Annotated in this window: 12 protein-coding genes; 7 read left to right on the top strand and 5 right to left on the bottom strand. The window is 43.0% G+C overall.

Translation table 11 applies throughout. The features are described 5' to 3' along the window. Window positions 1–8 precede the first annotated feature (8 nt). From JMW64_RS11410 to JMW64_RS11395, 4 genes are all read left to right on the top strand, one after another. Window positions 9–6,911, top strand: a complete 6,903-nt coding sequence (locus JMW64_RS11410) for an Hpt domain-containing protein (protein WP_201554769.1) — start codon at window positions 9–11, stop codon at window positions 6,909–6,911. Beyond that, on the top strand, window positions 6,901–7,905 hold the full coding sequence (locus JMW64_RS11405; RefSeq protein ID WP_045444048.1) for a chemotaxis protein CheB: 1,005 nt from the start codon (window positions 6,901–6,903) through the stop codon (window positions 7,903–7,905). Before JMW64_RS11410 ends, JMW64_RS11405 begins: the two co-directional genes overlap by 11 nt. Window positions 7,906–7,922: 17 nt before the next feature. Further along, window positions 7,923–8,438, top strand: a complete 516-nt coding sequence (locus JMW64_RS11400) for a hypothetical protein (protein WP_045453512.1) — start codon at window positions 7,923–7,925, stop codon at window positions 8,436–8,438. Between the two features lie 146 nt (window positions 8,439–8,584). Beyond that, entirely contained in the window at window positions 8,585–9,112 is a 528-nt protein-coding gene (locus tag JMW64_RS11395) for a cytochrome b (protein WP_055124766.1), read from the top strand. A 109-nt stretch (window positions 9,113–9,221) separates the two neighbouring features. Here JMW64_RS11395 and minE read toward each other — a convergent pair whose 3' ends face one another. From minE to JMW64_RS11370, 5 genes are all read right to left on the bottom strand, one after another. Next, entirely contained in the window at window positions 9,222–9,512 is a 291-nt protein-coding gene (minE, locus tag JMW64_RS11390) for a cell division topological specificity factor MinE (RefSeq protein WP_055124765.1), read from the bottom strand. After that, complete coding sequence (minD, locus tag JMW64_RS11385) at window positions 9,512–10,327, bottom strand: septum site-determining protein MinD (RefSeq protein ID WP_045444058.1); 816 nt, start codon at window positions 10,325–10,327, stop codon at window positions 9,512–9,514. The genes minE and minD overlap by 1 nt, the downstream gene beginning before the upstream one ends. Window positions 10,328–10,777: 450 nt before the next feature. Beyond that, the gene (gene minC, locus JMW64_RS11380) at window positions 10,778–11,641 is read right to left on the bottom strand and encodes a septum site-determining protein MinC (RefSeq protein WP_201554768.1); all 864 of its coding nucleotides are present in this window, start codon (window positions 11,639–11,641) and stop codon (window positions 10,778–10,780) included. Between the two features lie 126 nt (window positions 11,642–11,767). After that, on the bottom strand, window positions 11,768–12,829 hold the full coding sequence (locus JMW64_RS11375; protein ID WP_372861429.1) for a hypothetical protein: 1,062 nt from the start codon (window positions 12,827–12,829) through the stop codon (window positions 11,768–11,770). A gap of 313 nt (window positions 12,830–13,142) precedes the next feature. Continuing rightward, window positions 13,143–14,105 carry an acyltransferase gene (locus JMW64_RS11370; protein ID WP_201554766.1) on the bottom strand — a complete coding sequence of 321 codons (963 nt, stop codon included), beginning with the start codon at window positions 14,103–14,105 and terminating at the stop codon, window positions 13,143–13,145. Window positions 14,106–14,460: 355 nt separating this feature from the next. On the opposite strand from JMW64_RS11370, the gene JMW64_RS14215 reads away from it, so the two are divergent. The 3 genes from JMW64_RS14215 (at window position 14,461) to JMW64_RS11355 (ending at window position 19,047) form a co-directional block, all read left to right on the top strand. Then, on the top strand, window positions 14,461–15,114 hold the full coding sequence (locus tag JMW64_RS14215; protein ID WP_055124860.1) for an OmpA family protein: 654 nt from the start codon (window positions 14,461–14,463) through the stop codon (window positions 15,112–15,114). A gap of 482 nt (window positions 15,115–15,596) precedes the next feature. Beyond that, entirely contained in the window at window positions 15,597–17,057 is a 1,461-nt protein-coding gene (locus JMW64_RS11360; protein WP_201554764.1) for an imelysin family protein, read from the top strand. A 310-nt stretch (window positions 17,058–17,367) separates the two neighbouring features. After that, window positions 17,368–19,047 (top strand): di-heme oxidoreductase family protein, encoded by a 1,680-nt coding sequence (locus tag JMW64_RS11355; protein ID WP_227694195.1) that lies wholly within the window; start codon window positions 17,368–17,370, stop codon window positions 19,045–19,047. Window positions 19,048–19,156 lie beyond the last annotated feature (109 nt).

Here is a 19,156-nt window from a genome sequence, read left to right as displayed (position 1 = left end):
ATAACCCTATGAAAAACCAGCCCAATGACATAGTGACGCTTGAGTGGTTATTACCACTGTTTAATCAGCAATTATCACAGATATCTGATGGCTGGCAGTTAGACGCTGATAGCACTGATTACGAGCAGATGGTGCAACATTATCATCAGGTTGGCGGCGCGCTAACGATGATTCGCCTTAATTTGTTAGCAGATCTTGCCAATAAACTGAGCTTGCTGGCAGACCTTAGCAGTCGCGATCGTATTTCTGCTAACGACCGCCGCATTGGTCAGTTTTCTCATCGCTTGCTACAGCGTGAGTTGAATCAATACGCAGGTATGGGTAATCACAACACCGTTTTAATTGATAATGCTGCTGACGAGCTTACTCAAGCACTAGCGAAACTGGGGGTAGCGCCAGATATCTCGGTCAGCTTGGCGAATACTCAGCATAAGAATCTAAATAATCATGCTATCGATGATCATATTATCGATGGTATTAATAGCATCGAAGTGATGATGCCGGCGAATAGAACGGCGACGCATTTAGCTGATTATCACTATCAACAATTATTACTGGTTTGGCGACAGCAAGTACAAGCGTTATTGAGTGCCAATACCAATCAACCGTCCTTATTGACTACACTAGAAAGAGTCAGCCAATACTTATGGCAGACCACTCAACATGATGACTTACAACGCCTTTGGTACTTAACGGAACTGTTGCTAAATGACCTTGCTCATAATGATACCCCATTACCTGAGCATTATGCGTCATTGCTAAGTCAGCTGGATCAAGTAATAGAGTCTCGCACTCAGCAAGCTGAGTTGTCGTCAAGCGTTATTCGAAGCTTAATCATAAGGGTGTATATCGAACTAAATAGCCTTGCTCAAAGTAGCAAGCGTACTCAGTCACTCCTAAATGATTTGTCGCAAACGTCGTCAACGGGATCACGTTTTTTACCACGTATACTCAGTGAGCTTGAGACACTTATCTTTACTTTGGATAAGCCAGACACGCTTCTCGTTCCTTTACAGAAAATACAAAGTCAACTCGAAGGTCGAGGTTGGACTTATTACGTGTCGCAAATACATGCAATCGTTACAGACATAGAGCAGGCTCTATCATCAGAAACAGGATTTACACAAGAACAATGGCAGATTGAGCGTCAGCTTCAAGAGCTATATAACGCTATCTATCATACTGAACAGACGATATCTCTCAAGATAGGGGATGCCGCTTCTTTTACGACATTGTCTGCAACGTTTGAAGATATTGACACGCAGTCGGAAGAAAGTCCTGCGACGGCTTCTGTTGGTGGAAGTTTACGTGAGCTGCGCATCGCGGTAGAAGATGTCAAACAAAGCTTCCATGAATATGTACAGCGTCAAGACACTGACTTACTGCCCATTGCTGCTGATTTTACCGATATTGGCGATGCTTTTGCCGACATGGGATTGCCATCAATTCGTCAAACCATGAATGATATGGCAAGTATATTTACACAATTGACCATTCATGAGATTGACGTACTCAGTTGGGATGTGACTCAGGCATTGGCTGAAGGACTAACGTCTATTGAATTGTTGCTTGACTACCTTGCGCAGCAGGTTTTTGACCCGCAGCTATTAATGCGGGCAAATGAGTATACTGCGACTGCCGCCCAACTTCTGACTCATTATATTGCATCGCCAGAGACGATTAGCGACACTTTCCTTACCCAAAAATCCGTAGCGACCAACGTATTGCGTTACGATGATAGTGGCGAGATTGCTCCTGCTAATAGTCAAAATGATGTTGCTAACCAAGCTTTGACTGATGTAGATAATGAGCGTGTGGTAGGGCAAGATACGGCTGATGGTGATAGTACGGAGAGTGAAGCATTAACGCGTGCTCGTGAGCAAGTTAAGCCTGATAATTTTGAGATGGACGCAGAGATTCGTGACATCTTTATCGAAGAGGTGACGGAAGTCATTGCTGATTTAGAAGACTTTCTACCTATCTGGCAGCAAGATTCAAAGGATTTAACCCCACTCACTGAAGTGCGTAGAGGGTTCCATACCTTAAAAGGCTCAGGACGTATGGTTGGGGCTTTTAGCATCAGCGAGATGGCATGGTCAATCGAAAATCTGCTCAATCGTCTGTTAGATAAAACGCTGCCTGTTACAGATGACGTCGTAAATCTGGTGATGGATACGGCAAAACAGCTACCAGCATTAGTGATAGATTTTGAAGCGCAGCAATCTCCAAGCTTTGATCCTGCTGTCACTATTCTACAAAGCCATAACCTCATGACACAGCAACCTATCAATGCTGGGCTGACCATATTAGATGCTGTCACTGCTGATTCAGACTCAGCACTATCTCAACCATTTGATGATGATGCTGAATTGCTAAGTGCTCTCGACATGAGCAATGAGTCAAGCGAGACAACTGCTGATAGTACAAAGAGCACTGCTGTTGCTTCCTTATCTGCCATTGATATTCCAGCGATACTAAAACCCTTTATGCAAGAAACCGAGCAGCTAGCGGCAGATGCTCATGATGCCGATCCTGATATTAAAGAGATATTTTTAGAAGAAGCTGATGAAGTATTGGCTGAGATTGTACCTTTATATGAAGATTGGCGATTATTGCCAGCTGACTTAAGCGGATTGGTGGATATTCGTCGTGGGTTCCATACCTTAAAAGGTTCCGGTCGTATGGTCGGTGCAAATTATACGGCTGAGCTGGCTTGGGCTATAGAAAATATGCTTAATCGCATTTTGGATCATAGTGTGACTGTCTCAGCAGATATGCGTCAGCTTATTGCTGATGTGCTAGCTGCCTATCCTGCGATGCTAACAGTATTTGAAAATGACAGCCAAAACTATCCAGTGATGGTGCCTTTATGGATCGCATGCGCCAATGCCTACAGCAAACAGCAAGGGGACGAATTTAGCTATTCTGCCTTGTATGAGCAAGCATCAAATAGTTCTGAGGATGAGACCATCCAAGCGTCAGTACTGTCGCCTGCTATTGATGAGCATAGCCCTACCCAAGATAATCTTAATGCAGCGATAGATACCACGCTGCAGACGATTAATTCTGTCAATGAAATGATAGCAGAAGCGCCTATTTATTTAGCACCGCAAAGCGAAGAAGAAAAAATGTTTTGTGAGATTTTTATCGACGAAGCAGAAGGACTGTTGCAAGATATTGACCAATTCGTTGATGAGCATCAAGATCAGCCTTATATTGAAGTAACGGATGAGATTGTACGCGCATTCCATACCTTGCGAGGGGCTTCAGGTTCTAGTGCTTTAGCAGCGATCAGCGAGGTTAGCGCAACGATAGAGCATAGCTTAGAGCTACTGCAGCAGCAAGATACTGCCATGAATGCTCAACATCTAGAAGCATTGGCGAAGTCTGCTACGCTAATGGACGGTTATTTAAACAACTACAAGCAAAACGTTCAGCCGCAAAATATATCGATCGAAGATGCACAAAGTCAGCAAGACATAGCCTCATTGCAAGCCATGCTTGGTGAGCAATACGTCATTAGTGATGGTAAGGTCACGGCTGATAACAAACCAACGATAGAGCAGTTGTTAGACAATAATATTGATGAACTATTGGATGCTGAGTGGGAATTAGATGACGCACTTAATCACTCTGAGACAGCACATGTTCAGGGCTATATATCGCAGCAAATATCGCAAATAGCTTACTTAGCCAATAAAGCAGAAGCGTTTCCAAAATTCACTTTTATTCTTAATGAGTTGGGTCACGCTTATGCCTATTTGAAAGATAATATTGATACAGCAAGAAATATCGATACCCAAGCGGTTTTACACGCTGGTCATGCTCAATTGGTTGGTTTGTTCGACGCATTGGCTGGTAGCACGTCATTGAAGATTGACCAACAAGTTATTGAAGATCTACAACGTATTTACCAAGACGATGATAGCAATGGTGATGAGGGTATCTTTGTCGTGAGAGCCGTTGCAGCACCTGAGCTACAACTTGAATCTATTGATACTGATGCTGAGCTATTAGAGATATTTTTAGAAGAAGCTCAAGAGCTCGATGCCGCGCTGGATGAGAGTTTTAATAAGTGGCGTGCTGATATCAGCAATATAAATGCACTAAAAGTTTTACAGCGCCATCTGCACACTATCAAAGGTGGTGCGCGAATGGCAGGTATTCGTAGTATTGGAGATCTGACCCATGAAGCTGAAAGTGTCTATGAAGCATTCGTAGAAAATAGAAGAATACCGACAGCACAATGGCTTGAAATAATGCAAATAGTGCAAGACACAATGTCGTTGCAAGTACTGCATATCGTAAATCATAAAAAATCATTTTTTGCCTCAGCGCTGATAGAGCAGTTACAACAGTTTGTAAAAGACCAAGCCTTGCCAGAAATGGTAGAGCTAATCATACCTATTCCGAAAACCCACTTCGAACCTGAAGCACAAAGTAGGGTGGCTAACAACGCTCACCTCAGCGCTGACGTATCGGATACCTTGAGCCTAGACATGATGATTAAACAGTCATGGGCGAATGGTTTGCCAGATCCTGATATATTGTCGGTGTTTTTAGAAGAGGCTGAAGAGCTCACCAATCGTAATAAGTATCTGCAACTGTTCTTAAAAGATACCAATAATACGACAGCATTACAGGCATTGCAGCGTGATTTGCATACTATCAAAGGTGGCGCACGAATGGTCACCGCAGCTGGTATCGCTGATCTGGCTCATGAAATGGAATCGGTTTATACAGATTTTGTAGATAATCGTCGTCCTGCTACCAAAAAAGTATTGGAGTTGCTGGTTGCCAGTCATGACTGGCTTGCTGATGCGATCTCTATCCTTAGACAACATGTCAATCCACCGACGCCTGCGCTATTGATTGAGGCATTGCAGCAATTTAGTAAAAATCCTGACAGCCTAAAGCAAATTCCTAAAGAATCCCTACAATCGCAGCATGAAGCGCTCTTTATTGCTAGAGAACAGCAAGACTCACAGTATCTGGCAAAAGATATTAGTGAGATGCCTTCTATGCTCAGCAGTACGGGTGAGGAAGATCAAAGTGCCAATAATAATGAGATGATTCGTATCTCAGGTGGTTTGATCGAGCATATGATTAACCTGTCTGGTGAGTCAGCCATCAACCGTGCTCGTATCGATATGGGCATGAGTAGCTTGACCAATAGTATCGAAGATATGGGTATTACGGTACAGCGCTTGGCTGATCAGTTACGCCGAATGGAAATCGAGCTTGAGGCGCAGATCTTGTCGCAGATAGACGATGAGCTGATTAATCACGAAGGGTTTGACCCTCTAGAGATGGATCAATATTCTTCTTTAAATCAGTTATCCAAATCTTTGACAGAGTCAGCCTCAGATTTGATTGATATTAATCATACTTTATTAGAAAAAACACGAGACAGTGAAAGCCTTTTATTACAGCTGTCTCGTACACAGACCGAGTTACAAGATGGGCTTATGAATTCACGTATGGTGCCGTTTACGCGCTTAACGCCACGTCTTGAGCGTATCGTACGACAAACTGCCAATGAGCTGAATAAATCTGTCGAATTAACGATCATCAATGCCGATGATGAGATGGATAGAACCATTCTAGAGCGTATTACTTCACCGCTTGAACATATGCTCCGTAACGCTGTCGATCATGGTATCGAAAATACCTCAACGCGTTTAAAAGCAGGTAAAGAGCGTAGTGGGCGTATTACTCTTGAGGTAAATCGAGAAGGTAGTGAGATTGTTATTCAGTTAATAGATGACGGTCGCGGCATCGATGTAGAAGCCGTTCGTAACAAAGCCATTTCTCAAGGCTTGATTGATGCAAATGATAATAGCCTAACTGATCTTGATATCATGCAGTATATTTTCCATGCTGGATTGAGTACCAGTAAGCAAGTAACGCAGATTTCTGGACGTGGCGTGGGCATGGACGTGGTCATCAGCGAGATTCGTCAATTAGGTGGTGCTGTATCGGTTGTCTCAGAGCTGGGTAAAGGCTCACGCTTTACGATGCGTTTACCACTGACGGTTGCGGTATCTGATGCATTGGTTGTGCGTGCCGCGGATCGCTATTATGCGATACCTTTGGTACAGATTGAGCGTGTGGTACGGATTAATCCAGAGAAGCTTTATGACTATTATCAGTCAGGTGATGCAACGTTGAACTTTGAAGATGTTGATTATCGAGTGCGTTATTTAAATGAGATTTTGTCAGGCAATGAACTGAATGAGCTGGTCGTTAATACCAATACCAGTTTGCCACTTATTATCATTAAGAATCGTAGCGGACAGAATATTGCATTGCAGGTTGATCAGATTGCAGGGTCACGTATTGAAGTCGTGGTCAAACCTCTAGGACAACAATTATCGAATCTACCAGGTATTTCAGCAGCGACTATCATGGGCGATGGTTCAGTAATGCTTATCTTAGACTTGATTGCTTTGATGCGTAATGCGCAGTTGGTCAAAAATATCTCACAATCTGCTGATGCTAAACGAAGTCGTTTAGAGTTTAAGTCTACTATTTTAGTGGTTGATGACTCTGTTACCGTACGTAAAGTGACGTCACGTTTCTTAGAGCGCCAAGGGTTTACTGTGGCGGTGGCAAAAGATGGTATCGATGCGATTGAGATATTACAAGACATGATACCAGACATGATATTGCTCGACATTGAGATGCCACGTATGGATGGTTTCGAGGTGGCTACTCAAGTGAGACACAGCAAGCGCTTACAACATATCCCAATCATCATGATCACATCACGTACAGGTGAAAAGCATCGTGAGCGTGCACTAGAGATTGGCGTGAACGATTACATGGGTAAGCCATTCCAAGAACAAGAGCTACTTAATAAAATCCAGCACATACTGGGTCAAAAGGTCAGCTTAACTTATGAAGGATAATGCACGTGTTTTGGCGCTAAGAGGAAAAAACAAGGATGATATTAAGGTGATGGTAGTGGCAGAAGACCATCATCAGCGTATGGCCTTTTCAGATACTGTACGCAGTTGTGGTTTTAGCCTTGTTGGCTGTATGTCACGGGCGCAACTGCAAGAAAAACAGGGGCGCTCTGATACCTCGATTGACATCTGGCTAATAGATAGTGATTACGACGACAGTGTGGTAGCCGCGACCACGGCATCTAAACCTGCTGCGGTGTTGGTGGGTTTTAGTCAAGCACCTTATCTGAATGAAGCGCCGCAATATGCCAAATGGCAGCGCAAATTAAAGCGTAAGCTGGCACATATGCTGGCATTACCCGTTTTAATGGATGCACCCGTGCACAAACCTGATAATGCTGATGCAGACTGGCGCTACGTAGTATTTTTGGGTGCTTCTATGGGCGGGCCGAGTGCTATAAAAGAATTTTTGGATAACTTGTCGGCGACGCTACCAGTGTGTATTTTGCTGGCGCACCATTTTAATAAAACGATGATTGGCACACTGCCACGCATCCTGAATCGCCATAATGACTGGCATTGTCAGGTAATTACTTCTTCGCAGCGTTTAAGAGCAGGACAGTGTCTTATAGCTCCTATTGATAAGCAAATTGTTTGTGACTCTACCGGTCGAGTCATATTGCTAGAGCAAGCTTGGGAGGGTGAGTATAAGCCCGCGATTGGTCAGATTCTCAAAAACACCAGCGACGTTTATGGTAGCGAGCTTATCAATATTATATTTTCTGGCATGGGTAATGATGGTTCGCAGTATCTGGATCTCATTCAAGAAAACAACAGTCAATTGTGGGTGCAAGATCCCAGCTTAAGCGCTTGCCCAAGTCAACCTCAGGCGATTATTGATTCAGGGTATTGTGGTTTTATTGGCAGTCCAGCCGATTTAGCACAAAAACTAACAGACTATATTGATGAAAGATTAGTAGTAGCCTCTTTGCATTAACTGATTGTGAGCGATGTATGAAACAAATTTTGAAACATTCGTTTGAGGCAGTGAGTTTACTGACCACGAATAACGGTATGCTTGATGTCACTATTGTGCCAGCATTCGACCAACCTGACTGGCTTATTCCAAGCAGCCTGATTTTGAGTGTGGATGATTATAATGAGCGCACGGCAACCTATGAATGGCAGCAGCAAAAGGTAGTGGTATGTCATCTGCTACCACAAGATAAAATGCCAAATACCATGATTGTATTAGAGGGCAATACTACCGATCATCGCTTAGCTTTACAAACGGCAGGCGAGCTGCACCAGCGACAAGTGCGTATTTCTGAGGTCAAAGATATCGACGTTCCTGAGCAATTTAACAGCCCTAAGCATGCCGATAATATAGACAGCGACAAAACAGCCCTACCTTTTGATGAAAACGTTATGCTATCCTATCTTTTCCAAACGGTTATGATTGATGATAAGGCTTATTTGGTGCCCGACTTAGACAAAATTGCGCATCAATTGGTCGATTTAGACAGTTAGCTTCTCGCTTATATCAGGGTTTATTTCTACTATCAGAGAAATAGGGTTACCCAATTACTTTGATGATTGCTAATCGTTGAATGAGTGGTTGTTTTGTCTACAACATTGATGATAGATAATTAGTGATGAGGGTAATAGGACAGCTCATGAATAGTAGCAATTCAAATGTGTCAAAGTGGCCAGTCAGCAGCCGGATATTTCACTGGATCAGTGCCGTTTTACTGTTGGTTACGTGGATAATGATTCTGTTGTACGATAATTTGGATAACAATCTTTATATTGGGTTGCATAAAGCGTTTGGTATTAGTTTGTTATGTTGGATGATAGCACGGGTGCTTAATCGTGTATTTATTAAGGCGCCGCCACCTGTACCGATGCCAAAGTGGCAGTTATTAGCCTCTAAACTGTCGCATTTTGGCTTATATGCCTTATTAATTGCAATGCCAATAGCTGGTTTGCTGATGTCCGTTTATGGTGGACGCCCCGTCGATATTTTTGGCTTGTTTCAAATCCCTGTATTTGTCACACCAGATAGAGGGTTGGCACGCTTTTATAATGACCTGCATACTGATATTATTTGGCCGACCATTATTGCCTTTACACTTATTCATATCGGTGCTGCTCTATATCATCAGTTTGTCAAAAAAGACAATTTGATAGCGCGTATAAAATAATGGTATCAAAATAATCGTAGGCTGCTATAGGTAAACCTACTATTTCATGCCATATAAAAAAGCCCTAAGTTATGATACTTAGGGCTTTTTTGTTTTTCTAAGACAGCGCTTATTTTTTGTGTTCAGGTAGACTGATATTCATCTCTAATACGTCTAGGCTGTCCTCAGAACGATGATTGATATTCACATCATCAATCTGTACGCCATTAACATATTTGTTGACCACTTCTAAAATCTCACGTTTCATTTTTTCGATACGATCAGCTGTTAAGCGGTTGTTTAAGCGATTTTCGCTCGCAACGATAACCTTAAGACGCTCAGTAGCCATATTAGCGCTACCTGCGCTACCACTGTCGTCAGTACCAAATAGGCTACTCCAAAATCCTTTTTTCTTCGTCATCATTGACCTCCAAACCAGCGCTGTAATAGACTCTTTTTCTTCACGTCAATATGACGTAGTGGGCGTTCTTCACCTAAGAAGCGGGCGACGATGTCATCATAACATTGACCAGCAACTGAATCGGTATAATGAATGACAGGCTCACCATGGTTAGATGCTTCAAGCACTGAGTGACTTTCAGGAACAACCCCAAGTAACGGAACTTTTAGGATATCATTTGAAATGGTATCAATGTCCATCATCTCGTTGGCTGCTGCACGCTCAGCATTATAACGAGTAATAATCAAATGCTCACGTACAGAGCCTTGGTTTTCTTCAACCTTTTTGGTCTGGCTTTGCAAGATACCGATAATACGGTCTGAGTCACGCACTGAGGAAATCTCAGGGTTGGTGACGATGATCGCTTCATCAGCATGATACATGGCGAGTTGTGCACCGCGCTCAATACCAGCTGGTGAATCACAGATAATATAGTCGAACTGTTTAGACAGCTCAGACATAACCTCTGCCACCCCTTCGTCTGTCAGGGCGTCTTTATCACGCGTTTGACTGGCGGGTAGGATATACAAGTTTTCAAGCTGTTTGTCTTTGACCAGTGCTTGCGACAAGCGTGCGCTACCAGTGATGACATCAACAAAATCATAAACAATTCGGTTTTCACAACCCATGATTAAGTCTAGATTACGTAGACCCACATCAAAATCGATAACGACTGTCTTATAGCCACGCAATGCTAAACCTGCGGCAAAAGAGGCACTTGTCGTGGTTTTGCCCACACCGCCTTTACCTGAAGTGATTACAACTATCTTCGCCACAATGGCACACTCCTATGAATCAATGGGATATCTTTCATATAAAAAAATAGCGCAATTGCACATTATTCACATGCTATATATACACTACCTGCGAAGGTAGCCTAGCATAAATAAACAAAAATTTATAGCACGTCCATAGTAAAGCAGAAAAACAGCTTATATATGGATCACAAAGCGGTGCTACCTAGAATTTTCTGGTCAATATTGCCTATTGTGAATAATAAAATAGACGCTGACGAGTAGTGTAGATAGTGGCAGAGCTAGCGATTCATCATAGAACAGTTTTGTTAAATAAACTTACTATAATATTAAGTGCGCTGTCTAAACGTCTACTATTGAGATTTTCTAATAAACGTTTTTTGATAAGCGTCATGTATGATGAAAATCGGCTTAGCCTGTCTACATTTATAAAAATCACGGACGCATCTATTGCTCTTAACGGTAAAAGATTTAAGCGTCATCCATTACCGTAAATACTAAGCCTTCACCTTCTACAAATCTTACTTGTACAGATTTGTCAATCACGTGCTCAGGTAAGTTGTCTCGTAAGCAATAAGTTCCCGCCACTGACACCAAAGAAGGATTAAAAACTTGACAAAAAATACGGGCATCTTTGTCACCGGTAGCGCCAGCAACCAAACGCCCTTGGGCACGACCGTAAACGTGCAAGCTGTTATCGGTAATCGCTTCCGCCCCGCTATTGACACTATTGGTCAAAATTAAATCACCGCCCACGTGATTCAGGCTTTGTCCTGAGCGTAGCATTTGATCGTAAATTAGGCTGGTAATATGCTCAGCGCTCACCAGTGTCTCTGCTGTGGCGTTTGCTATCGTTGTTTCTGTGTTTGACTCGCTGATGTCTGCAGTATCATCGTTAATGTCTGAATTGGTACTGGTTGAATTGGTACTGGCTGATTCTGTATGCTTATCATCGGGAGCTTTACTTACTTGAGTTGCAGCTTTCTTGCTAGGTAATATACGCTCAATACGTTTGCCATCAGCAGGGAAGATGGCCAATCGCTGTTCACGGGCTTGCGCATCTAGTGTGCCAGTCACGACGCCAATAGGCTGTAAGCCCCACGACCATAAAAGCTCTACCAATGCTGAGAGATCTTGTTCAACCTCGCTATCGATAAGGATAGGGATATTGCTAGATTTATTACTAAGCGTTGTGGCAAGCTGGGCGTCTATCGCACCTAAATCATCTGTGCTAAATTGCAAACGTGAAAAAGTCAGCATCTTGCCATAAAATGCCAATGCTGGTAATGCTGGCGCGGCGCTCGAGCCTTGGCTGTCGTTGTCTGAAACTGTCATATATAAATCCTCAAGAGATAATTCTGTCACTGTATTCACGGTGTTGTTTTTATTATCGAGTCATACCATTCATTTGCTTGCCAAGCCTAATGTTTTTTAGGCAGGGCGTGCTATTAGCAGTATGGATTATAGATGAAGCATCTCTTGATGCTTCCACTGCTGCACTTTTACCTGCGCTTCAAATTCTGTCAAACTGTCATCAATGATACTCGAAATCAAGGTATCTAACGCAGTATTATCCGTATCGATACTGGCAATGCCGTTGGCAATCGCTACCATCAATGAATCGAGGCGTTCAGGGTCTAGAAGGCGTTTATTCAGTGCGTAAACAACGTTTTCGCCTATATTGTGACCGACGTGTTGCAACTGTGATTCAATCAAGCTACCGGCAATCGGTATCATGCGTAGGTAGCGACGCAGCTCAGGCGTATTGGCCAAACCCTCTTCAATAGCATTGCCCATCTCGCTGGCTAATATACTGCCGCCACCTGATGCTGCCGTCAACTCCTGTAGTTTTGGTGCTAGCTCTGTGCGCAGTATCGACAGCACTGCTGCCTCAATCTCGTTACGATTACGAGTTATCGTTGATTCAATAAAAGATTTATGCGTTTTAGGATCGGTCAGTTGCTGCCGAAAGTTTTGAATAGTCGTCAATATGACGCGGTCGGATAGCTCTTCTAATAATAAGTCGATATAGAACCTAATCCGATTGATCCATGGCTGCGGCAGCACTTGGTAACCAAGCTGGTATAAGCGTCGCCCAATGATGACCGCTCGGAATAAACGTAAGGCACGCAGCTGCGGAAAGCACCCCAATACCTCATACCAATGGACAAAAGGAAAAAAGAACCAGCGATAGTAGACGTTTTGTTTAATCGCAATCGCCCAACGTAGCAGTAGCTCAAAGATCAAAAATAGGGTGAAAAATCCACCAGCGGTACGTAAAGGCTCATGTAAGGTATTTTGATACCAGTTGAGAGCATCGCTAATACTGAGCCATCCTGCGGCATTGCTACTAAAGCTACTCATCAAGATAGCATCAATACTAATCAATAATAGATCGATACTGATGGCAATAATCATCACGATATCGTAAGTGAGTTTTAAGCGATTTGGCGTTGGTCGGTTTGGCGGTGGCAGCGTATTATTAGGCGGCTGATTGGATACAGGCGCTGAGTCTAGAGGCAGGCTAGTAGAAGAGGAAGCGGGCACAGTCAAACCTTATAAATGATAAATAGCACGAAAAATAAGCGGCTCAAATAGTACAGGGCTATCAAGTCACTAACGGTCAAAAAGTCATGGGCTCATGACTATTCACATTATCAATGAATAGAGCCAAAAAACAACCCATCTTTCATTATAATTACGCATTATCATTTATGAGTTGGGGTTTACAGTCAGCATTTACGAATCGGCATTTTAAACAACAGCGCTCAATCGTAGTTTTAAAACGACTTAAAGTAATTCACTGTTGTATGCCGTTGCTCTATTAACGATGTCTCTAAGCATTCGGAGCTTTAGGGTTTGTTTCAAACTCAGCCAACATATCGGTAATACGCTGATCTTTTTGCTGCCAAATTTGCTCTACCCAATCAAACATTTGAGATTTTACCGCGTCATCATTTTCGTAACCACCATTTTTAATACCGTTAAATAATGCATCAGGCATCTCAATATAACGCACATCGACGCCCAAACGCTTGATGTTACCTTTCCACAAATCACTATAACTTGGCACACCATCAGGATAAACGATGGTCATATCTAGTATGCCATCGATGTCTTCGCCTAGCGCGTTAATGGCTAAAGATAGGCCGCCTGCCCGTGGCTTCAATAAATGAGTATAAGGAGACTGTTGCTTTGCATGTTTGGCTTTGGTGAAACGCGTGCCTTCTAAGTAATTTAACAAAGTAAAAGGTTTGTCTTTTAACAGGGCACAGGCGCGTTTGGCTTCTTCGATGTCTTTGCCTTGTAGAGCAGGGTTTTTAGCGACGGCTTCTTTAGAATGCCGACGCATCATTGGGAAGTCTAAAAAGTAAAAGGCTTGACCCACAATCGGAATGTAAATCAGTTCAAATTTGGTAAAAAACCGTGTCAATGGCAAGCGTTTTTCACTAATGTACTGCACGATACTGGTATCGACCCAAGACTGATGATTACTTACCAGCAAATATTTGCCATTGATGTGAACGTCATCGGGTAAGCTGATGCGCCAATCTTTACGTGGCAACATGTCATCGATCAAGGCACTGTTGCTACTTATCCAATAAGTCGCGATTTTGATGACCGCTTTGTCTGCGATAGGAGCACCAGTGATGACTTTGCCGACACCCATTAACCATAAGGGAATACTACCACCGAAGCTGTTGGCTGCAATAACCCCAGTCGCTGTCGCAAGTGAAACGGCTTTGCCTAATTTAGGGTTGCGTTCGTGTATTTTTCGAATAGTGGATGTCAATCGCATGCTAAATCCTTTTCGGTCAGTCTTATTAGTATATAAATGATTCATTGCCAGTTTTATTGCACAATTTTAGCAGAAACGGTTCAGAGTGTACGAGTGTAAACGTGACTTGTGATAACACCTTGCGCTAATGGGTAGTTAAAAGTGAGAACACAAACGTATCCAATCATTGTGAAAGCCTCATTAAATCATTCTGCACTTCTCATACACAGGTGTGACAAAATATTACACATGATTAGATTGTAATTGCCATAATAATGACGAGTGTATATTCAGCATTTAGATGGAATTAACAGAAAATATTTATAAAAAGCACACTTTGTTTGTCTATAATTTTTTAAACTTAAGAGGAAATATTATGCGTAATACATTAATGATTGCAGCAGTAGCGTCAGGTCTAGCTCTTAGCGGTTGTGCTACTGATCCAAACACTGGACAACAACGCTTGAACAAAACTGCCATTGGTACATTGGCAGGTGCTTTAGGCGGCGGCGCAATTTCAAAAGCAACAGGTGGTGATAACACAGGTCGTGATGCCGCGATTGGCGCAGCTTTGGGTGCTGGTGTTGGTTACTACATGGAGCGTCAAGCCAAGCAGCTTGAGCAGCAAATGGCTGGTACAGGTGTAACCGTTACGCCAAATGCGAACGGTAATATTGACCTAGTAATGCCAGGCAACATCACGTTCTCATTTGATGATGCGTCTTTAAACCCATCATTTAGACCAACGCTTGATAAGCTTGCATCAACGCTAAATGAATATAATCAAAACACGATAACGGTTGCTGGTCATACTGATAGCAAAGGTTCTGATGCTTATAACATGAAACTGTCACGCGATCGTGCTTATGCAGTAGCTAACTATTTAAGCGCACGCGGTGTGGCTTCTAGCCGTATCAATGTCGTCGCTTATGGTGAGTCTCGTCCAGTTGCTGATAACAGTACCGAGTATGGTCGTCAGCAAAACCGCCGTGTTGAATTAACCATCAATGCGCCAAACAACGTACGTTAATTCATACGATGGTTTAGCTGTCACTATAGTGTTGAAAAAGGTCAGTGATAAACTGGCCTTTTTTTATGCCTGATATTTAGATTTCAAATTCAAAATGATTTTAGGTATTAGGATTCCGTTTGCTTTAAATCAATTTGAAATATTTTTGGTACTTTTATTTATAAAACAATCGTTAGCTAAATGGTTATATTAATATTAATTAAATATTGATAATGATTATCAATAACACTATAATTTACAAAGCTTTGTTATTGTGGCGATACTAGGGTAGGTTCTCAGTTCATTTGATTGCCTTATAGATGGACTAAAAATAGCTAAATTTTGTCTAATGTTGTCAAATTTCTGGTCAATATCTTGATATTATGGGCGCTGTTTTTCTCATTTGACTGTCATTTTTATCAGCATTATTTAAAATGAGGATATGCCCTAATGCTCTTTATTCAAAGCCCATTTTTCTTTTGCGATACTTTTTGAGGATATGTATGACGATTACCACAGTAACGAGCCGTAAGATTTTACCAACTACTTTAGCTGCTGCGCTTGCAGGGTTGTTAATGGTGTCGGGTTGTACCAAGCAAGCCAAGGAAGAAACGGACTCTACCGCCGATACGCAAACAGCGGTGCAAGACACAACCGCTGCAGATACGACGAAACTATCAGCGGTTGATCAAGCTTATACCGATAGACTGATGATCAGCTATGCCAACATGGCGCATGCGGCTTATAAAGATTCGCTAGATACTGCTAAAGCCCTGCAAACGGCAGTAGAGACCTATGTGACAACACCAACCCAAGCAAACCTTGATGCGGCAAAAGCGGCGTATAAAGCCGCGCGCCAGCCGTATTCGCAAACTGAGATTTTCCGTTTTGATGAAGGCTTTGTGACAGCCAACGATAAACGAGCCCTCGGTAGTATCGATGGTTGGGAAGGACAGGTAAATGCTTGGCCACTTGATGAGGCGCTGATTGATTACGTTAGTGATGGCTATGAAGGTGAATACAATAGCCAAGACAATATCATCAATAGCGATAGCATTACGGTCGGTAGTATCAAACAAGATACCAGTACTATCACTCCTGAGCTGTTAGCAGAAATGAATGAGATTGGTGGCAGTGAAGCGAATGTGACGACCGGCTACCATGCGATTGAGTTTATGCTATGGGGACAAGATAATAACGGTGTTGGCGAAGGTGCAGGCAACCGTCCAGTGACTGACTATGTAACTGAAGCGGGTCAATGTACCAGTGGTGAGACGGTCAATGAAGATGCTGGTATATGTGAGCGTCGTGGCGCATTCTTAAAAGCAGCGACTCAATTATTGGTTGATGATTTGACTGCAATGGAAGCTGAGTGGCAGCCTGAGAGTGAGAATACCTTACGTAGCGACCTGATGGCTCGCAAATACGATAATGGTCTACGCCAAATCATGTATCAAATGGGCAGCTTAGCATTGGGTGAGCTTGCTTCTGAGCGTATACAGGTTGCGTTTGTAACGGGCTCTACTGAAGATGAGCATGAATGCTTCAGTGATTTGACCCATCTAAGCTACGCCAACAATGCCCGTGGTATCCAAAATGTCTTTAACGGCAACTATAAGACAGTCGCTGGTAAGAGCGTTGGTGGTTATGGTGTTAAAAACTACCTCGTCGATACCAACAACAAAGAAGCGGCTGATAAATTGGCGACTGACTTTGCTAAGGTAGAAGCCGCCTTTAATGTGATTGTTGAAAAAGGTGAAAAAGAAGGCATCAAAGTTGATCAAATGATTGCCACCGCTGGTCAAGTAAGCAAACAAGGTATTTCAGCTGAAGAGCAAAATACCCGTCGTAGCTGGATTGAAAATAGTATCACTAGCCTACAAGAGCTGACAGCTGGTATCGAAAATGCGGCAAAAGCGGTCGGTATTGACAATTTAGATGCTGACGCAGGTTCGCAGTTTTAATTGCTCATTAATCTACTTGCTTAACAGCAAGCATAGCAGTGATTGACATAGCAGTGATTGACATAGTATTGACCGACATAGCATTGATCGATAATGCCTGACAAGTCGTTATAAGCTAATGAGAATTATTTTCATGGAAAAATAATTTAGGTATAATACACACGTTGTCGACTACCGTTGGCAGCGTGTTTTTTTTACCATATTAAAATAGCCTGATAGGTCAGTACATCGCTGTACCTTATCGACTAGAAGTGAAACACTTTATAGCATGCGATTTTAATGGTTCTAGATTAGAACTAAGGTACTCTTTATGAACACCACGATGAACACCAAAAATATTTTCAAAGCCAAAACCCCTACCTTTTTTTATGCGTCTTTTGTCAGCAAAACCACCCTGTTAAAGCCAACGCTTGGTATTCTATGTGTGCTATCCCTTAGTGCTTGTCAGCCGACGGACAGTGTGTCTGATGATATTTCTGAAAACGAAAAATCTGCCATTAATAATGCTGACAACCCAACGCTAACACCTGAACGCCTCCAAACCATCGAAACGCTCGCTGGCATACCAATGCAGCAATTGGCAAGCTTTGATCCGCAAGAGGTCAAGCAAGGTGGTGATACAGGAATCAGTATTAGCAGCGCTGAGAGTTACTCTAAACCTTCATCAAACTTGACGGCATCACGAAAAGGGCATTTCTTTATTGGTAATGCGTTCTTTCGGCAGCCGTGGGTGATTGCCCCTGCCAGCACTGACAGCCGCGATGGTCTGGGCGCATTGTTCAATGTTGCTGCCTGTCAGTCGTGCCATGTCAAGGACGGTCGCGGTCATGCACCTATGACCAGTGATGACGATGCCGATAGCTTGCTTATTCGCCTTGCGATGCCAGCGACCACCGATGAGCAGCGTCAGCAACTGCAAAACTCACTTATCGAAAAAGTCGTTCATGCTATGTATGGTGGTCAGCTACAAGATCGAGGCATCCAAGGTGTGCCTGCTGAAGCCAGAATTGCGGTGCAGTGGACAGATAAGCCTGTTACTTTTGCAGATGGTCATATCGAAACATTGCGTGCGCCCACCTTTAATTTAACCAAACCGGGTTATGGTGCATTTGATGATGATTTGATGGTGTCGCCGCGAGTGGCTTTACCGATGATTGGGCTTGGATTACTTGAGCAAATACCGGATGAAGCGATTAAAAAACAAGCGGTTGATAATAAAAACAGTACGAATGGCGATATCAGTGGCAAGTTCAATTGGGTCATGGATCCACAGACTGGCAAGCATGCTCTTGGACGCTTTGGCTGGAAAGCTGGGCAAACCAAGCTGATTACTCAAAACCAAAGTGCTTTTAATGAAGACATGGGTTTGACCTCAAATATACGTCCTCATGAATCCTGTATGCCGACACAGACGGCTTGTATGAATGCGACGACTGGGGCTGATGAGCAAGGCAATGGCAAGCCGCCCGTCGAAGTCAATGATGAAGTGGCTAAGTTTGTGGAGTTTTATACACGCAATTTGGCAGTACCGCATCGGCGTGATGCTGACGATACGCTAGTGCTAGCGGGCAAAAAACGCTTTTATGATATGGGTTGCCAAAGTTGCCATACGCCAAGATATCAGTTGCCAAAAACCGACGATGACCATCTTGAGCAGCATGGACAAGTGATTTATCCTTATACGGATTTGCTATTACATGACATGGGTGATGATCTTGCCGATCGCACGATTGCTGGAAAATTACCCGCAAAAAATATCCAAGTCGAGTTTTTAGCCAATTCTTATGAATGGCGTACGCCTGCTTTATGGGGCATTGGTCTGGCACAAACGGTCGATCCACAAGCGACATTTTTGCATGATGGTCGCGCCCGTACGTTGATGGAAGCGGTGTTATGGCACGGCGGTGAAGCCCAGAAGCAACAGCAAAAAGTACTCAAACTCGACAAACAAGGTCGTTCTGAATTGAATGCGTTCTTACAGTCATTATAGAGATAAGGTCATTTATCTATGCTAAATGACTGAGTAATAACTGAGAAAGTAAGTGTTGATAAGGTTATCCGCCCAATCAAACACTAGAGACTAGAGCTTGTAAAGAGTA

The sequence above is a fragment of the Psychrobacter immobilis genome (assembly GCF_904846065.1).
GTDB classification, from domain to species: domain Bacteria; phylum Pseudomonadota; class Gammaproteobacteria; order Pseudomonadales; family Moraxellaceae; genus Psychrobacter; species Psychrobacter immobilis_H.
This window is presented reverse-complemented; position numbering and strand designations above follow the sequence as displayed.

Excerpts from the sequence above, each read along its gene's own strand:
- JMW64_RS11410 (WP_201554769.1), top strand. The coding sequence starts at position 9 with ATGAAAAACCAGCCCAATGACATAGTGACGCTTGAGTGGTTATTACCA.
- JMW64_RS11405 (WP_045444048.1), top strand. The coding sequence starts at position 6,901 with ATGAAGGATAATGCACGTGTTTTGGCGCTAAGAGGAAAAAACAAGGAT.
- JMW64_RS11400 (WP_045453512.1), top strand. The coding sequence starts at position 7,923 with ATGAAACAAATTTTGAAACATTCGTTTGAGGCAGTGAGTTTACTGACC.
- JMW64_RS11395 (WP_055124766.1), top strand. The coding sequence starts at position 8,585 with ATGAATAGTAGCAATTCAAATGTGTCAAAGTGGCCAGTCAGCAGCCGG.
- minE (WP_055124765.1), bottom strand. The coding sequence starts at position 9,512 with ATGACGAAGAAAAAAGGATTTTGGAGTAGCCTATTTGGTACTGACGAC.
- minC (WP_201554768.1), bottom strand. The coding sequence starts at position 11,641 with ATGACAGTTTCAGACAACGACAGCCAAGGCTCGAGCGCCGCGCCAGCA.
- JMW64_RS11370 (WP_201554766.1), bottom strand. The coding sequence starts at position 14,105 with ATGCGATTGACATCCACTATTCGAAAAATACACGAACGCAACCCTAAA.
- JMW64_RS14215 (WP_055124860.1), top strand. The coding sequence starts at position 14,461 with ATGCGTAATACATTAATGATTGCAGCAGTAGCGTCAGGTCTAGCTCTT.
- JMW64_RS11360 (WP_201554764.1), top strand. The coding sequence starts at position 15,597 with ATGACGATTACCACAGTAACGAGCCGTAAGATTTTACCAACTACTTTA.
- JMW64_RS11355 (WP_227694195.1), top strand. The coding sequence starts at position 17,368 with ATGAACACCACGATGAACACCAAAAATATTTTCAAAGCCAAAACCCCT.